This window comes from Flavobacterium sp. T12S277, assembly GCF_048514875.1.
Classification (GTDB): domain Bacteria; phylum Bacteroidota; class Bacteroidia; order Flavobacteriales; family Flavobacteriaceae; genus Flavobacterium.
In genome coordinates, this window is sequence record NZ_JBLYEG010000001.1 from 795103 (window position 1) to 812844 (window position 17742).

Genomic DNA, 17742 nt, shown 5'->3' on the forward strand with positions numbered 1-17742 from the left:
AGCAGCATGAACAAAAAGCTAAAAATCTTTTTTATTATTTTAATAATAGTGTCTTCATTAGGGTTAGTATATTATTATGGAACCGTATTTCTATGCGAAATTAGCGTTAAATGCAAAGATTGTGATCAAACTTCTCAGTCAGAAAAAGAATCAAAAGAAAATAATTTTTATTATGGGTATTATACTTGTGATGTTTCTGATTTTAATCTAAAATACAATACCGAAAAAATAGAAATCGGAAATATCTGGGTCGAAAAAGTTTGGCGTTATAATACTGATGATTGTTTTAGTGATGACTACAATATCAAAGTAATTAATAACCATGGTTATAATATTGTAGTAGGTTTTAAAAAATCAGCAGATGAATTTCTATTCGATTTCATTCCTCTCATTAACAATATAAAGGACAATACAAATGGTGGAATTGAAGATAGCAGAAAAACTTTGAGATATAGAAGACTCCCACAAGAGATGAAACTTATAGTTGTTGAAAGAAATCCGGATATGAATTTTGGTTGGACGAAAGAAATAGTATCAGATACATTGACACTAAAACTAATAAAGAATGAATGAATAAAATTTTTATTTTTTTATATCTTTAAAAACTCTAAATATTTACCAGTTTAGAGCATTGAAATCCCATCATTAAAACAACACTCTATTTCTATGAAAAAAACATTAATTACATTCCTTCTGGCTGGATTTTTTACTTCCTATGCTCAGGAATCAAAACCAAAATCCGCCCCGGCATCTCCGGCTGCTAAAGAAGAAACGTCTGCTGCTAGTCTTACTTTCAATCCGGATTCTAATGTTATCACGAATCATACGACTACCATAAAAGGACAAAAAATTGCTTACAAAGCCACAACAGGTACGATGCCGGTTTGGGACGAAGACGGAAAAGCCATTGCCGGATTATTCTATACCTACTATGAGCGTTCTGATGTAAAAGATCAGGCTTCACGTCCTTTGGTTATTTCATTTAACGGTGGTCCGGGTTCTGCTTCGGTTTGGATGCAGATTGCTTATACAGGGCCTAGTTTGTTGAACATTGATGACGAGGGTTACCCTCTACAGCCTTACGGAATAAAGGAAAATCCGTACTCGATTTTAGATGTTGCTGATATTGTTTTTGTTAACCCGGTTAATACAGCCTATTCAAGACCTACCAGCAAAGATATCCCTACTACAAAATTCTTTGGCGTAAATGCCGACATTAAATATCTGGCCGATTGGATCAATGGTTTTGTAACCCGCTCCAATCGCTGGGCTTCACCGAAATACCTGATAGGCGAAAGTTATGGTACTACCCGTGTTTCGGGATTAGCGCTTCAATTGCAAAACAACCAATGGATGTATCTTAACGGAGTGATTTTGGTTTCTCCAACTGAATTAGGAATAACACGCGGAGTCGTTTCTGATGCTGCTCTTAAATTGCCTTATTTTGCAGCTACTGCCTGGTATCACAAGATGCTTCCTCCTGATCTCCAAAACAAAGATTTAACTGATATGTTACCCGAAGTTGAAGATTTTACCGTAAATGAGCTTCTTCCTGCCTTGACCAAAGGAGGCTCTTTGGACGAACAAAAAAGAAAAGAAATTGGCGCTAAAATAGCACGTTATTCGGGTATTCCTGAGAAAGTGATTCAGCAAAACAATTTAGATGTTCCTTACGATTATTTTTGGAAAGAGTTGTTGAGAGATAAGGGGTATACGGTAGGAAGACTTGATTCCAGATACAAAGGAATTGACCGCAAAGACTCAGGCGAAAGCCCTGATTTTAATGCCGAACTTACTTCCTGGTTGCATTCGTTTACACCTGCCATCAACATGTACTTGCGCAACAATCTGAATTACAAAACTGACTTTAAATACAATATGTTTGGCTCTGTACATCCTTGGGACAGGTCTAATGACAGAACGGGAGAAAATCTGAGACAAGCCATGGCACAAAATCCATATTTGCATGTAATGGTGCAATCCGGGTACTATGATGGTGCGTGTGACTATTTTAATTCTAAATACGATTTATGGCAAATGGATCCAAGCGGAAAACTAACCGGTAGAATGTCATGGAAAGGGTATAGAAGCGGTCATATGATGTATTTGAGAAAAGCGGACTTAGAAGCCGCAAACGAAGACATCAGAACGTTCATAAAACAATCCTTACCGAAAGCCGGGCAACCTGCAAAATACTAAAGATGACGCTAAAGCCATCTTCTAATGCAATTTTCTTGTCTCCGGCTAAAGCTGGAGGCAAGAAATTTTTTTTAAAATATACTTTATAATTACAGAACACATTTCATGATCTCAAAAGCAACATTAGCCGATATTCCTGCTTTGAATATCTTAATCAATTCAGCATATCGAGGTGAAACCTCAAAAAAAGGCTGGACGACCGAAGCCAATTTATTAGAAGGAAAAAGAACCAACGAAGAAGAATTGACCCAAACAATTCAAAATCCGAAGAACACAATTCTGAAATATACGGAGAATAATACCGTTATTGGTTCGGTTTTATTAGTCGAAAAAGGACAGCAATTGTATTTGGGAATGTTAACGGTTTCACCAGAATTACAAAACAGCGGTATCGGAAAAAAGATGCTGGCGGAAGCCGAAAATCATGCAAAAGCTTTGGGATTATCAAGTATTATCATGACGGTGATATCGGTTCGCGAAGAGCTTATTGCCTGGTATAAACGTCATGGCTATGTTGATACAGGCGAAAGAGAAGCTTTTCCTGAAAGCGAGATTCACGTTACTATTTCAGAGAATCCTCTGGAGTTTATTTTCTTAGAGAAGATTATTTAGTTTTATTTGTTTCAAGTTTCAAGTTTCAGGTTTCAGGTTTGAGAGTAAAAGCTAAAAAAAACTTAGCAACTCAGCACCTTAGGACCTTAGTACCTCATAAAAACCTTTGAACCTTTGTTATTATCCCACTCTGAACCTCCAATAATAAAAAATGAACCTACACCTTTTACCTAAAGAAAATAGTAAAGCCTCTGTTTGGAGTGGTGGATTGACCTACGAATATATGATCTATCCGAAAACAGCAAATTATGCCGATAGAGATTTTACATTCAGAATAAGCAGTGCCACCATAGAGAAAGAGCCTTCAGAGTTTACCCAATTTAAGGGCTATCATCGATACTTGGTTATGCTTGACAACCAATTACATGTTGAGATAAACAAAGAAAAAAAAGAATACAAACAATATGAAATCATGGAATTTAATTCGGATGATGACGTTACTTCTTATACAAAAGGCATTGACTTTAACTGGATGGTTTCTGAAAAAACAACCCATCACAAGCTGAAAGTAACAGACGACAATCAAAGTTGTAATGCTCAAGTACTACTTTTATTTTCGTTACATACAGCAGTTATTAAAATTAATGAGAAATCCTACGATCTAAAGTCTTATGATTTGTTGGTGATTGAAAATACGGAAAAGGATGACATAACACTTCACTTTTCTGATAAATGCCTGTTTGGAATATTAGATTTTTAATTCCGGAATGAATTTAACCGCAACGTTCGCGAAGGGTTACGCAAAGATTCGCAAAGTTTTTTTAGCTGGTACAGCATATGCTCGCAAAGACACAAAGTCGCAAAGTTTATGCTTCTTGCTTCTTTCTTCTTGCCTCTATTTTTCAAAACCACACTACTAAAAAAACTTAGCCCCTCAGAACCTTAGCAACTCCTCTTAATCTTCGATAAAAATTCATGTGAAACTCCAAGATAAGAAGATAAATTTCGATTATTGATTTTCTCCGCCTTGTGCGAATACCGTGCTATAAACTCGAGGTATCTTTGCTTTGAAGTTTTGTTTAGTACATCGATAAGTCTTTGCTGAATAGCAATATTGGCCCTTTCAACCATTAAAATGTGAAACTGAATCAACTTAGGCACCTGTTCAAACAAAAGCGCTTTGTTGGCTTTACTAATCACTAAAATCTCGCTGTCTTCAATCGCTTTAATATTATAGGTGGTCGGTTTTTGATGATAGAAACTTTCGAGATCGCAGATCCACTCGTTTTCGAAAGAGAAGAAAATGACACTTTCGGTACCATTATCATTTAGAATATACGTTTTGAAAGTACCTTTTAAAATAAAGCCTTCATAAGAACTGTTTGAATCCTGAATCTGCAGAAATTCATTTTTCTTCAGTTTAATAAACTTTACTTTTTCTACCACAAAATTCCATTCTTCGTCCGTTAGCGGAATCTTGCGCTCAATACTCAATCGTAGGTTTTTATACATGTGGTTTTTACTTTTTATTCTTACTCAGGGGCGTAAGTATGTGAATGAATGAAAAATAATGTAATCGATTACGCAAAAATATACTTTTTTGTAATGTAAAGGTTACTACGGGTACAATTAATAGTAAAATATTTTCAAAACATTGAACAAGTTCAACTTTTTTCATACTAATTATAAGCAGATTTGCACTATTAACTATTTAACCAAACTTAATTATTATGAAATTTAAATCAACATTCTCAGCGTTTTTATTAACGCTGGTTCTCGGTTTTGCAGCCTGTAATACCGAAGAAATTGCAACACCGCAAAGCAGTGAAAATGCTCTTTTAGAAACCACCACAACAGCCTCAGGCAATTTAACGGCTAAGGTTGGAAACTGTGCTCAGGTTCCCGGATGGGCCTCTAAAAACGGAGGAACGACCGGTGGAGGTTCATCGACCGAAGAAGTAGTAACGAATTATGCTCAATTGAAATCGGCTATTGAAAACAGTGCTGTAAAAGTGATCAAAGTTAGTGGTACAATTACGGTTACTACAAGATTATCACTACAGGACCAAAGCGGTAAAACCATTTACGGTGCAAGCGGTGCAAAACTGGTTTCTACCAATCAAACGAAAGATGGTTCGGGTATCATCAACATCAAAAGATGCACGAATCTGATTATCAGAAACCTTATTTTTGAAGGGCCAGGAGCTTATGATACTGATGGCTGGGACAATGCTATTTTAGATGATTGTCAAAATGTATGGGTGGACCATTGTGAATTCAGAGATGGAGTTGACGGAAACTTCGACATCAAAAATAAATCAGATTACATTACGGTATCTTATACAAAATTCGGTTATTTAAAAGCTCCCAGAGCCGGAGGTCCCGGAGGTTCTGACGATCACAGGTATTCTAATTTGATTGGTTCCAGTGATGGTGCAACTGCCGATCGCGGAAAATTAAGAATCACTTTCGCTCGCTGCTGGTGGGCTCCTGGTTGCAAAGAAAGAATGCCAAGAGTTCGTTTTGGAAAAGTACATCTGGTAAACAACTTCTTTAACAGCACGGTAAGTAATAAATGTATTGCGGCAGGTTTTGAAGCTAATTTAAATGTAGAAAGCAACGTTTTTGAAGGGGTAAAAACTCCAATCGATCTAATGAGCGGTTTTACTGCTGTTACAGCAACGGACAATGTTTTCACCAATACAACCGGAAATCAAGCCGGAAGCGGCACTGCTTTTACTCCACCCTATTCGATCGTAAAATTGAACAAAACTGCTGTTAAAGCTGATATCTCTGCCAATGCAGGAGCAACTTTAGGCGGCAATATCTGCGGGTCCTTTTAATTAGAAATCCAACTTAGTTTTTTTTACCACATAAATTTTTTAAGCCTGTCAGGTCGCAAGCCTTACAAATTCTTAAATTATTTATGTGGTTGTTTTTTATTAGCGAAACAGTAAAGAAAAGACAAAGAACATAAAACCTTTGCCACTCTGAACCTTTGAACCTTTGAACCTCTCCTAAAGAACTAATTCTTCAAATAATCTTTGGATCGTTTTTTCTAAATCCTGACATAAACCCGGATGTGGTCTTGAGGTTTGTATTGCCGAGCTTCGAATTGCAGTCAGCCATCGAAAACGTTCCGGAATATCAAATGCAGCGATCGGTCCTCCATCTTTAGTACCACTAACAATTTTTTCTAACGACGTTAAATTACATTCTAACTGTTCGATGTCAAAATCGGCAGAAAGGGCTTGTATTCTTTCTTTATTCAAATGAAAAAGAACCTTTATAAATTTGCTTTTTTTGCAAAACAAAATGATTCCGATATTCAGAAACTCCTCACGTTCTACCCTAGGCACCACGCGAATTACGGCATACTCATATAAGTGACTATCTTGCATTTTGTGCCTGGTTTACAAAGATTTCTGAATGGTTTAATCGGGTCTGCAAAAACTGTAAATATACGTTGCGCAAGGTCTCCGGCGTTTCGTCGGTATCTTCCCATTGCAGCCATTCCAGTGGAATGGTGTTTACGATTTCTTCTAGTATTTGCGGTGATAAAAGTGCTTTAAATTCGGCATCAACTTCTTTTAAAAGTGACGCTTGTGGCAATAAAACGTGGTCTTTAATCAAAGCAAACGGGCTTTTTGCATGCTGTTCCCAATTGTTCCAGGAATGATGAAAATACAAACACGCCCCATGATCAATTAACCATAATTCTTTATGCCAAATTAGCATATTTGTATTTTTGAAGGTACGATCGACGTTTGTAATATAAGCATCCAGCCAAACAATTTGCGAAGCCAGTTTAGCATCTACAGTTGTAACAACAGGGTCGAATGTTATCGCTCCCGATAAAAAATGAAGTGCCAAATTTAATCCCTGACTTCCTTGCAGTAAATCCTGAATTTCTTCGTCGGCTTCCGTTCTTCCAAAAGCTTCATCAAGATTGGCGAAAACCAGCTCCGGTAATTTCAGTTTCAAAGCTTTTGCTATTTGTCCGCCTACCAATTCAGCGATCAAAGCTTTTACGCCATGACCGGCTCCTTTGAATTTTAAGACGTATTTAAAATCGTCATCGGCTTCTGCCAAAGCGGGTAAAGAGCCGCCTTCGCGCAAAGGCGTGATGTAACGGGTAACATTTACCGTTCTCAGATCAAAAGTATTTTTCATAGATACAAACTTACTGATTTTTGATTGCAGATTTTAGATTTTAGAATGCAGATTTTAGGGGTAAGATGTGAAATGTTTGATGTGGAATGTTTGATACCATAATATAGCAAACCCGACAGGTTTCAAAAACCTGTCGGGTTTAGAGTGTTGCTTTAGTTGGATGAAAAGAGCCATTGGCTCGACTAGATATTGTAAGACCGGATTTTAATCCGGTTCAGATACGAACCTCGAATTTAAAGAGCTCCGTAGGGGCGGCACATTTTAAAAAATTGAAAACTAATATCCTCGTCATAACAAACCGCAATCAAACCCGACAGGTTTTAAAAACCTGTCGGGTTTAGATGTTGACAATCTAAAAACCTAATGCTCTAAAAACAAAAAGGCTTTCCCGAGATTCTCGATGATATCTGATGCTATAAACGACTGGTAACCGGTTTCTGGCAGTGTAATATCGGCGGTTAATCCGTGAAGGAAAACACCCAGTTTTGCTGCATACTTAGGTTCATAGCCCTGAGCCAGTAAACCTGTAATGATTCCGGTGAGCGTATCTCCGCTTCCGGCGGTGGCTAAAGCCGCATTTCCGGTTGTGTTTTCGTAGATTTCAGTTTTAATGATGATGTAGGTTGGTGCTCCTTTCATGACCATAATTACTTTGTATTTTTCTGAAAAAGCAATGGTCTTTTGAAATTTTTCGGATTCCGAATTCCACTTTCCAATTAAACGTTCCAGTTCTTTGGGATGTGGTGTGAGAATGGTGTTTTCGGGAAGCAGTTCTAACCAGGACAGGTTTTCCGCCAGAATATTCAAAGCGTCGGCATCCAGTACTAAAGGAGATTTATTAACTCTTAGAAATTCAAACAAAGCTTTTTGCGTACCCAGCTCCTGCCCGATTCCGGGACCTATTCCAATGGCCTGAGGCAGCAACGGAAGATGAATACTGGTAATAAAATTGGTATTTTCATCGGTAAGCACCATTACTTCGGGAATCGAGATCTGCAGAATTTGATAACCACATTTGGGTATAAAAGCAGTTACGAGTCCACAACCCGATTTTAAGCAGGATTTTGAGGCCAAAACCGCCGCTCCCATTTTGCCATAACTTCCCGCAATTATAACCGCATGCCCCTGAAGTCCTTTATGTGTCAACGGATTTACCGGTTTGTAGAATTTCAGAATCTCTTCTTTTGTGATTAAAAATGGATCTTTCATCGAACTGATTTAATGTCTTAAAGTTACATAAAAAATGAAGAAAGAGACACCTCATGCAGTCCTAAAATTCAGATTGTATTACCACTCTACTGTTTCTGTTAATCCCTAAAAAACAAAAACACAACAAGCTACTCCAACTAAAGGATATTGCTACGTATGCATAAATTAGGCAAGAATATTGCGAATTTTAATAATTTAGTATATAAATCTTCGGGATTTTTTAAATAAATTTGCGACACAATTTTATAAAACAACACAATGAAAAATACTGCGCTTACGCACATACATGAGAGTTTGGGAGCGAAAATGCTACCTTTTGCCGGTTATAATATGCCCATTACCTATGAGGGTGTAAATGCTGAACACGAAACAGTTCGCAACAGCGTGGGCGTTTTCGACGTTTCGCATATGGGAGAATTTTTACTGACAGGCCCAAATGCTTTGGCTTTGATTCAAAAAGTAACTTCAAACGATGCTTCAACTTTGACTATTGGAAGAGCACAATATTCTTGTCTGCCAAACAATGAAGGTGGAATTGTAGATGATTTGATTGTATATAAAATGAAAGAAGAAGAGTATTTACTGGTTGTAAATGCTTCAAATATCGAAAAAGACTGGAACTGGATTTCTTCACACAATGATTTGGGTGTTGAAATGAAAAACCTTTCTGACGACTACTCTTTACTGGCTATTCAGGGACCAAAAGCAGTTGAGGCTATGCAGCCTTTATCTTCTATAGACCTTGGAGCTATTACCTATTACCATTTTGAAGTGGCTGATTTTGCTGGTTTTAGTGATGTAATCATTTCTGCAACGGGTTATACCGGTTCTGGTGGATTTGAAATTTACTGCAAAAATGCTGATGCCGAAGCTATTTGGAAGAAAGTTTTCGAAGCTGGTGCAGCTTTCGGAATTAAACCTATCGGACTGGCAGCACGTGATACTTTACGTCTTGAAATGGGATTCTGTTTGTACGGAAACGATATCAACGATACCACTTCACCACTAGAAGCAGGATTAGGCTGGATTACTAAATTCACTAAAGATTTTACCAATTCAGAGAATCTGAAAAAACAAAAAGAAGAAGGTGTTACCCGCAAACTAATTGCTTTTGAAATGCAGGAGCGTGCAGTACCAAGACACGATTACGAAATTGTAGACGCTTCGGGTGCTGTAATTGGTATCGTAACTTCCGGAACTATGTCACCTTCTATGAATAAAGGTATTGGATTAGGATATGTAACCGTACCTAATAGTGCTGTTGACAGTGATATCTTTATCCGAATCAGAAAAAATGATGTAGCTGCTAAAGTGGTTAAATTACCTTTTTATAAGAAATAATATTTCATCCTAATATTCTAAAAATGCATTGCTTAACAAGTGATGCATTTTTTTATTGCTTTTTTTTCTGCCACGAATCCACGAATGATTGCATATAAAAAAGTATATAGAACCCGGAATTCGCGGCGAAAACTCTGTAGAATAAAAATCATATGAATGTAAGAATTTTTAGAAAAGTATAGCCTTTTATGAAAAAATAAGCGTAATTTTAATCTGAACGAAGATTTCCATCTATGAAAAAAATTGCACTGGCATTGATGTTAACCACAAACTTTCTGTTTAGTCAAAGTAGTGACCCAACCTGTGAAATAGTCAACAAAATAAATGCAGTTATTCAGGAGGAACATATCAGACCTAAACCGGTAGATGACAGTTTGTCGATTTTCGTGTTTGATAATCTGATCAATGAATTAGATCCCTCCCGAAATATTTTTTTCAAAACGGAATACGATAAAATGGCCGAAAAATACCGTACCAACTTAGACGACTTTATTCTAAGTAACGATTGTAGCTTTCTGGCTGATATTACTTCTAAATACAAAGACGGGCTTTTAAGAACCAAACAGGTTCTCGAAAAAATTCAGGCCACCCCTATTGATTACAACAAAAACGATACGATACGGTTTTACAAAAAATCATTTCCTTTTTACCTGAAAAAAGAAGATATCGAAAAAGTATGGCTCAAAAAAATCCGCTATCAGATTTTGGACGAGATAGCCGAAACAAGTGACAATTTAGATTCGATCAAAGCCAATTTCCAATCTATCGAACTCAAGTCAAAAAAACTAATTCTGACGAACGAGATCTGCCGAATTAACACGCTACTGGAAACGAATACCAAACACGAGGAAAAGTTCTATAATTTCTTCTGTACCTATTTTGATCCGCATACGGCCTATTTTAGTGACGATTCTAAAACGAGCTTTGTGGCCTCACTCTCAAAAGAACATCTGTCTTTGGGAATGACAGTGAATCTGAATGAAAAAAATGAAATCATTGTAGCCGAAATTGATCCGAATGGTCCTGCCTATCAGACGGGGCAGATTAAAAAAGGTGATCAGATCATTTCGATATCCAATCAAAAAGAAACTTTACAGGTTTCCTGTGCTTCGCTGGAATCCATTTCGACTTTGATTTTATCGGAATCTAATAAAAGCATCACACTAACCTTAAAACGAAATTCAGGCAAAAGCTTTGATGTTTATATCGAAAAAAAGGTGATGAAAGACGAGGAGAACTCTGTTTTCAGTTTTATTATCGGGAAAGACAGTAAAATTGGGTACATCAAAATCCCAAGTTTTTATGCCGATTTAGAAGGCAATAGTCGTAAAGGCTGTGCCGACGATGTAGCACGCGAGGTTATAAAACTGGAAAGAGACGATATAAAAGGACTGGTAATCGACCTGATTGACAACGGTGGCGGATCGATGGAGGAAGCCATAAAACTGGCAGGAATGTTTATCGATTACGGGCCGCTTTCTATTGTTGTAGACCGCAATCAGGGAAAATCGGTTATCAATGACCCGTATAAAGGATTGATTTATAAAGGTCCAATTGTCATTTTGGTAAACAGCAACACCGCTTCTGCAAGCGAATTTTTCTCCACTATCTTACAAGATTACAACCGTGCTTTATTATTAGGAAGTAACACGCTTGGAAAAGCTACCATGCAAACCATTCTTTCGCTTGACGAAACTAAAAATACCGACTTTTTAAAAATCACCATTAATAAATTCTACAGAGTTACAGGTAAAAGTCACCAATATATAGGGGTGAAACCCGATGTGGTTCTTCCGGAATTTTACGAAGATGTTTATCAAAAAGAAAGTGATTTCCCGACAGCCATTAAAAATGATAGTATCACACCGTTCTTAAAATTCAAACCTTATGTAAAGCGGGTGCTGATCGACAAACTGGCCAAAAACAGTACAACAAGACTGGCCGACAATTACTTTTTTAATAATATAAAAGAAATCAATCAAAAAATTGACCAGCTGGTCAATAAACCAAAAGCAGAAATTCCGATGACAGTAGAGGCTGTTTTCAAACAGAAGAAAATCGTAAATTCTCTTTGGAAGGAGATCAATACTTTCAACGATGAAAACAATCCGTTAGATGTTTACAATTCAACGGTAAACCAGTTTTTACTCGGGGTTTATCCGAATGATAAAACCATCAACCAGTACCAGATTGACAACCTTAAAACAAATCCGTACTTAAATGAAGCGGTGAATGTTATTAATGAGTTTAATACTTCTAAATAACTTTTTTGTTTCAGGTTTCAAGTTTCAAGTTCTTGGTTTTTGGTTTGCAAAAGACCAATTTGTAAAACGAGCAGCCCTATTGTTTCATGGGTACTAACCACCTGAAACCTGAAACTTGAAACTTTTTTAACTTCTAAGTCCTAACGATCACTAAAAAAGAATACGATTGATTTTGGAAAAATAAGGAATAACCGTATTTTTGCCTCACAAAACTAAAAATTAGAAATGGGAAGAGCGTTCGAATTTAGAAAAGGAAGAAAAATGAAACGTTGGTCGGCAATGGCCAAAACATTTACCCGAATCGGTAAAGATATCGTTATGGCTGTTAAAGAAGGTGGCCCAAACCCGGATGCCAATTCTAGATTAAGAGCTGTAATACAAAATGCAAAAGCCGCTAACATGCCTAAGGACAATGTGGAGCGTGCGATAAAAAATGCAAGTAATAAAGATACTGCCAACTATAAAGAAATTCTGTTTGAAGGATACGCTCCTCACGGAATTGCGATTTTAATTGAAACAGCATCTGACAACAATAACAGAACAGTAGCCAACATCAGAAGCTATTTTAATAAATGCAACGGAACTATGGGAACTCAGGGTTCAGTTGAGTTTATGTTTGACCATACTTGTAATTTCAGAATTGCAAAAGGTGAAATTGATGCCGAAGAATTAGAGTTAGAATTAATTGATTTTGGTGCTGAAGAAGTTTTCGAAGACGAAGACGGAATCTTAATCTATGCTCCTTTTGGAAGCTTTGGAGCTTTACAAAAAGAACTGGAAAACAGAGGTCTTGAAATTTTATCTTCAGGTTTTGAACGTATTCCTCAAATTACAAAAGAGCTTACTGAAGCTCAAATTGCGGATGTTGAAAAACTAATCGAAAAAATTGAAGAAGATGACGATGTGATGAACGTTTATCACACCATGAAAGAAGAGTAAAAACTTACATTTTCATACTATAAATCAAACTCCTGAGCAATCAGGAGTTTTTTTTTGCCATAATGTGGAATCCCGTAAAGAATAAAGTCAGAGATTGTTTATGTTTGGCAAAAATTTAACAAAACTAACATTTGATAATCTAATGAACATAAAGAAAAGGAGCCTCTTACTTTACGGCTCTGTCCCTGAAATCTAATGTTATGAAAAGAAAAGTTGCAGCCTCAAAACGATTTCTTTTCTGTTAAAACCACCTCTATTTGGGTGCCTCTGAATAAGTTGCTTTAGATCCGCTTACGCGTCACTATATTGCTTAATACCAACCAAACCTACTAAGACTTGAAAAAAACTACTCTTAAGTTATTTCCTTTTATCGTATGTATTATTTTGTTTTTAGTCAGCATCAATTGCTTTTCTAATACGTATACCGATACCATTACCAATTCAAAGAAGGTTTTTATTTCTAAAAATTTTCCCAAAGACGATGTTGGTCTTCTCAACAATTCGCTGAGTTACTACCAGGCTCCCGAAAGCGAATTCACTAATGAGTTTCTAAAAAAGAACTTTCCGGTTTCACAGCAAACCAATAAAGATCGTGATCTGGCCATGTCCGTTTTTAAGGAGATTGCTAAAAACGATAATCTTACTGATTTTTTAGAGCCCAAAAAATTATCCATGCTGCCTCTTGGTATAAAGAAAACCATCGGAGGAATTCAGTACATGTTAGGGATCAGCAGTGCCAAATTTACTCCGCAATACACGGAGCTTACTGCTTTTGTAAAAATCGTAATTCCACAAAAAGATTCGCTTGGCAGACCAAAAGAGTTATTCTTTGGGGCTAACGGTATTAAACTTTCGCACAAAGGCGGATTGGTTGGTGCTACGAACCTGGTTTTACTGGGAGACGTTCCACTTAACATCAATGGTCCGAATTCGTTACTTATTTTAAAAGGAGGCATGGAAATGTCTACCGGACTTGTAGAAAAAAAGACGTATGTAACCATCGACTGTAACGGTTTCAAGGAACTTGGAATTACCGCAGACGTTGAGTTTTCAAGAAATTATCTAGAACCCGTCGATGATCAGTACAAGCTTATTCCCGCTCCTACCCGCGTAACAGGTTCCTTCAAGACAATAGTATCCAACTGGAATGATATACTGATTGAAATTTCATTACCCAAATTTCAACTGACGTCTTATAAGGGCAAAGGACCTGCCTTCGAACTAAATAATGCCGTAATCGATTTGAGTGACATTAGAAACTCTGATAAAATCGAATGGCCCGATGCCGATTATGTTAAAGATTATCTGGTACCGGGCAATGAAAATTTATGGAGAGGTTTTTATGTAAAATCTCTGAAAGTTGTATTACCGGAACAATTCAATAAAAGAGACGAGAACAAAAGGGTCAAATTTGAAGCCGCCAATCTTTTAATTGACAGAATGGGGGTTTCCGGAAAATTCATCGGTGATAATGTTTTTAGCCTTAAAGAAGGGAGTGCTTCGGGCTGGCAGTTTTCGTTAGACCATATCGAAATGGAGTTCCGCGCCAATTCCCTGACAGCAGCTGCTTTCAATGGTGAAATTGTTTTACCCCTTTCTTCGGAAGATAACACCCAGTGTGATCCTAAATCAAGAGGAAGATTAGCTTACAATGCGATCATAAACCCTGTAGACAACGAATATATCCTTAAAGCTGATGTAACCAACAATATTTGCTTCCAGGCTTTTAAATCAACGGCTTCTTTAGAAAAAAACTCTTATTTGGAATTAAGGGTAAAAGACGGTAAGTTTTTACCTAAAGCTGTTCTTTACGGAAGTTTAGCTTTAAAAGGCAGCAATAAAAATACTACTGCAGCCGAACTGGCTGCCTCACCAATTAAATCTTCTGAAACCACTAATGCTGATGGTGAGAAAAAGGAAGCTCTTAATTTTAAAGGAATCATTTTCCAGAATTTAACCTTACAAACAGTCGTGCCTTACTTAACGGCTGATTATTTTGGTTACAAACACATTCAGGAGAAAGATGCCGCGGTTAGTAATTTCCCTGTAACCATCAACGAAATCTCTTTGGTTGCTACCGATGTATCTGCAAGTCTGAAAGTAGACGTTGCCATTAACATCATGCAAAATCAGTTTAGCGGTCAAACCAAATTTTATGTAATTGGATCGTTCGACAGAGAAAAAGGAATTCAAAAATGGAAATACGAACGTATTAAGTTTGAGGAAATAAAAGTTGCCGCCGATTTAGGAGGTGTAAAATTCAAAGGAAGCATTACCATAATGGACAATGATCCGGTTTATGGAAATGGTTTCAAAGGAAGTGTATCGGCCGATTTTACAGGAGGTATCAAAGTTGAAGCCAATGCTATTTTTGGATCTACTACTTTTAGATACTGGTATGTGGATGCCATGGTGGACAATTTAAATATTCCTGCCGGAGCGATTACTTTTAAAGGTTTTGGTGGTGGTGCTTACTACCGAATGAGAAAAGACGGATTCAGTTCTTCTTTTGTGGCATCCAAATCAAATTATGTTCCTGATGCCGAATCAGGATTAGGGGTTAAAGCCATGATTAAGTTTGCAGGTACTGCCACAGCCAATGCATTTTGGGGAGGCGCCGGTTTTGAAATTGCCTTTAATAATAATTCCGGTATCAACAGGATTAGTATTTACGGAGAAGGTCATATCATGCAGCCATTTGAAATTCCGGGAGCGGAAGAGATAACAAAAGCTTTAAAGACAGTTACCGAAAATGAATCCATAATGGGTCAGATCGCAACAGAAGCCTTAAAAACATCCAATTTATCGGCCGCTGCAGAACAACTTTATCCAAATGATGTAAAAAACAGTATGGGTATCAACGCCTTTGCTGCGATAGAATACGATTTTAGAGCCAAAACATTACACGGTACATTCGATTTATACATTGACACTCCGGGAGGTTTCATACAAGGACGTTCTTCAGGAAACAGAGCCGGTTGGGCCGTTTTACACTTCGGACCAGACAAATGGTATATCCGTGCGGGTAATCCGACCGACCGATTAGGTATAAAAATAGCTATTGGATCTATCGAAGTAGAAGCCGGAGGTTATTTTATGCTTGGAGATGATATCCCGGGCAGTCCGCCGCCACCGGATATTGTGGCCCAACTTTTAAGAGTTGACGTTGCCAAGCTGAATTATATGCGCGACGAAAACAGCATTGCTTCAGGAAAAGGATTTGCCTTTGGTGCAGATTTCAGCATTAAAACCGGAAACTTGAGTTTCTTAATGTTTTACGCTAATTTCCAGGCCGGATTTGGTTTTGACATCATGGTGAAAGATTATGGTGAAGCACAATGTAAAGGTTCGGGGCAAATTGGTATAAACGGTTGGTATGCCAACGGTCAGTCGTATGCCTATATGCAAGGGGAACTTGGAATTAATATTAAACTGTTTTTTATACGAAAGAAAATATCCATTATAAAAGGTGGAGGTGCCGTTTTATTACAAGCCAAATTACCTAATCCGGTATGGATTCGAGGCTATATGGCGGGTGAATTCAGTCTGCTTGGTGGTGCTGTGAGAGGTAGTTTCCGTTTCAAACTTGAATTTGGAGAACAATGCGAATTCATATCAGCGAATCCGTTAGAAGGCTTAAAATCTATTGCCGATATTACTCCTGCTCAGGGAACAAAAGACGTAGATGTCTTTACCGTACCTCAGGTTGGATTTAACATGCCGGTCGATAAAAACTTTAACATTGAAGGAGATGACGGGGTTAAAACCTACCGACTCAAACTGGAAGAATACACCGTCAAAAAAGCCGGAGTTCCGGTAATTGGTTCGCTAAGCTGGAACAAAACAAGTGATTTGGTAAGTTTTAATTCGTTTGAAATATTACCTGAGAAATCAGAATTAACCTTAACTGTGAAAGTAAGTTTCCAGGAATACACCAATGGTGCATGGAAAACGATTATGGATCAGGGTCAGGTTGCAATGGAAACAGAAACCCGAACTTTTACCACAGGTGTGGCGCCAAACAATATTCCGGTAACTAATATTGCTTACAGCTATCCTGTTTTTGATCAAAAATATGTTTATCAAAACGAGAGTAAAGAAGCTTATGTAGTGCTAAAAATAGGACAGGCTTATTTATTTGACCTGAAACCGGGACAATCTCAAAAAGCATACTATAAAACCGGAACTAAAACAGGAAATGGGGCTATAAGCTACAATACGGAGTTAAAAAAGGTAATCGTTAGTATGCCTGCTTTAGAAAACGTAAAACCATATAATTTATCCTTAATGACGCTTGAAACGGTAAAAGACGCAAATGCGAACCTGAGTGAAAGTTTTGACAAACAGGATCTTGGTACAAATGCCAATGTAGAAGTTAAAAGCAATAAACTGGCTGAAACGCTAACAGGTGGTCAGGGTATTGAATTGCTGCAGTATAATTTCAATACCAGTCAATACAACACTTTTCAGGAAAAAATGGCTGCTAAGAAAGCACGTAAAACGCACATCGAAATCATTGAGGCCGATATTCATGCCTTGCATGCAGAAAGCACCGCGACTGAAGCTTTTGATGAAATTGAAATCGCCGGTACACCTCAATCAATGAACATTCCATTGGTAAGTGTTGAAGCCGTATTAGACGACAGTTATTTTAAAAATGATATTTATCCATTGATCTATAAGGGGTATCCTTTAGAAGCCGATTTAACTTTAAACAGAAACACGAGTATTCTAGGAAATCCTCCGGTTAAAGGAATGGAAATCATCACCTCTTACCTGGCTGATTTAATCAATAATCCGAAAAGTTCTTATTTAAGAGACAGGTTGCCTTATCGCTACAACCAGCCTTTTTACTATAAGGATGATTTTATAAAAATTCAGTATAAAGTAGTCAATAAATATGTGAACAGTCAGAATAGGGCTATGATTGACAAGTACAACTATATCATAACCGGAAGATTCCCGATGATAAAAGACGGTACTTATAATGTCAGACTAAATTATATTCTGCCAGGCGGACAGGCTGGAACCAGTTCAATTTTTACATTCAATAAAACAAATTAGC

Annotated in this window: 13 protein-coding genes; 9 read left to right on the forward strand and 4 right to left on the reverse strand. The window is 37.4% G+C overall.

All coding sequences use genetic code 11. The features are described from left to right. The first annotated feature begins 6 nt into the window (after window positions 1-6). From ACN1CN_RS03250 to ACN1CN_RS03265, 4 genes are all read left to right on the forward strand, one after another. Window positions 7-573 (forward strand): hypothetical protein, encoded by a 567-nt coding sequence (locus tag ACN1CN_RS03250; protein ID WP_419134640.1) that lies wholly within the window; start codon window positions 7-9, stop codon window positions 571-573. A gap of 93 nt (window positions 574-666) precedes the next feature. Continuing rightward, window positions 667-2199 (forward strand): S10 family peptidase, encoded by a 1533-nt coding sequence (locus tag ACN1CN_RS03255; protein WP_419134641.1) that lies wholly within the window; start codon window positions 667-669, stop codon window positions 2197-2199. A gap of 105 nt (window positions 2200-2304) precedes the next feature. Further along, on the forward strand, window positions 2305-2811 hold the full coding sequence (locus tag ACN1CN_RS03260; RefSeq protein WP_419134642.1) for a GNAT family N-acetyltransferase: 507 nt from the start codon (window positions 2305-2307) through the stop codon (window positions 2809-2811). A gap of 151 nt (window positions 2812-2962) precedes the next feature. After that, window positions 2963-3511, forward strand: coding sequence for a HutD family protein (locus ACN1CN_RS03265; protein WP_419134643.1), 549 nt, complete (start codon window positions 2963-2965; stop codon window positions 3509-3511). Window positions 3512-3693: 182 nt separating this feature from the next. Here the strand turns inward: ACN1CN_RS03265 and ACN1CN_RS03270 are convergent, their stop codons facing one another. Continuing rightward, window positions 3694-4263: a Crp/Fnr family transcriptional regulator gene (locus ACN1CN_RS03270; RefSeq protein WP_419134644.1), complete on the reverse strand. Its 570-nt coding sequence runs from the start codon at window positions 4261-4263 to the stop codon at window positions 3694-3696. A gap of 218 nt (window positions 4264-4481) precedes the next feature. Here ACN1CN_RS03270 and ACN1CN_RS03275 point away from each other — a divergent pair, with 218 nt between their 5' ends. Beyond that, complete coding sequence (locus ACN1CN_RS03275) at window positions 4482-5594, forward strand: pectate lyase family protein (protein ID WP_419134645.1); 1113 nt, start codon at window positions 4482-4484, stop codon at window positions 5592-5594. Between the two features lie 174 nt (window positions 5595-5768). On the opposite strand, the gene ACN1CN_RS03280 is transcribed toward ACN1CN_RS03275, so the two are convergent. The 3 genes from ACN1CN_RS03280 to ACN1CN_RS03290 form a co-directional block, all read right to left on the reverse strand. Further along, complete coding sequence (locus ACN1CN_RS03280) at window positions 5769-6152, reverse strand: DUF3037 domain-containing protein (RefSeq protein WP_419134646.1); 384 nt, start codon at window positions 6150-6152, stop codon at window positions 5769-5771. Then, on the reverse strand, window positions 6142-6924 hold the full coding sequence (locus ACN1CN_RS03285) for a HipA family kinase (protein ID WP_419134647.1): 783 nt from the start codon (window positions 6922-6924) through the stop codon (window positions 6142-6144). Before ACN1CN_RS03285 ends, ACN1CN_RS03280 begins: the two co-directional genes overlap by 11 nt. A 360-nt stretch (window positions 6925-7284) precedes the next feature. After that, window positions 7285-8133: an NAD(P)H-hydrate dehydratase gene (locus ACN1CN_RS03290; protein ID WP_419134648.1), complete on the reverse strand. Its 849-nt coding sequence runs from the start codon at window positions 8131-8133 to the stop codon at window positions 7285-7287. 258 nt (window positions 8134-8391) lie between these two features. Between ACN1CN_RS03290 and gcvT the strand changes: the two genes are divergently transcribed. From gcvT to ACN1CN_RS03310, 4 genes are all read left to right on the forward strand, one after another. Further along, window positions 8392-9474: a glycine cleavage system aminomethyltransferase GcvT gene (gene gcvT / locus ACN1CN_RS03295; RefSeq protein ID WP_419134649.1), complete on the forward strand. Its 1083-nt coding sequence runs from the start codon at window positions 8392-8394 to the stop codon at window positions 9472-9474. A 233-nt stretch (window positions 9475-9707) separates the two neighbouring features. Continuing rightward, the gene (locus ACN1CN_RS03300; protein WP_419134650.1) at window positions 9708-11738 is read left to right on the forward strand and encodes a S41 family peptidase; all 2031 of its coding nucleotides are present in this window, start codon (window positions 9708-9710) and stop codon (window positions 11736-11738) included. Window positions 11739-11963: 225 nt separating this feature from the next. After that, complete coding sequence (locus ACN1CN_RS03305; protein WP_180909594.1) at window positions 11964-12677, forward strand: YebC/PmpR family DNA-binding transcriptional regulator; 714 nt, start codon at window positions 11964-11966, stop codon at window positions 12675-12677. Window positions 12678-13013: 336 nt separating this feature from the next. Further along, complete coding sequence (locus ACN1CN_RS03310) at window positions 13014-17741, forward strand: hypothetical protein (RefSeq protein ID WP_419134651.1); 4728 nt, start codon at window positions 13014-13016, stop codon at window positions 17739-17741. Window position 17742: the final 1 nt, after the last annotated feature.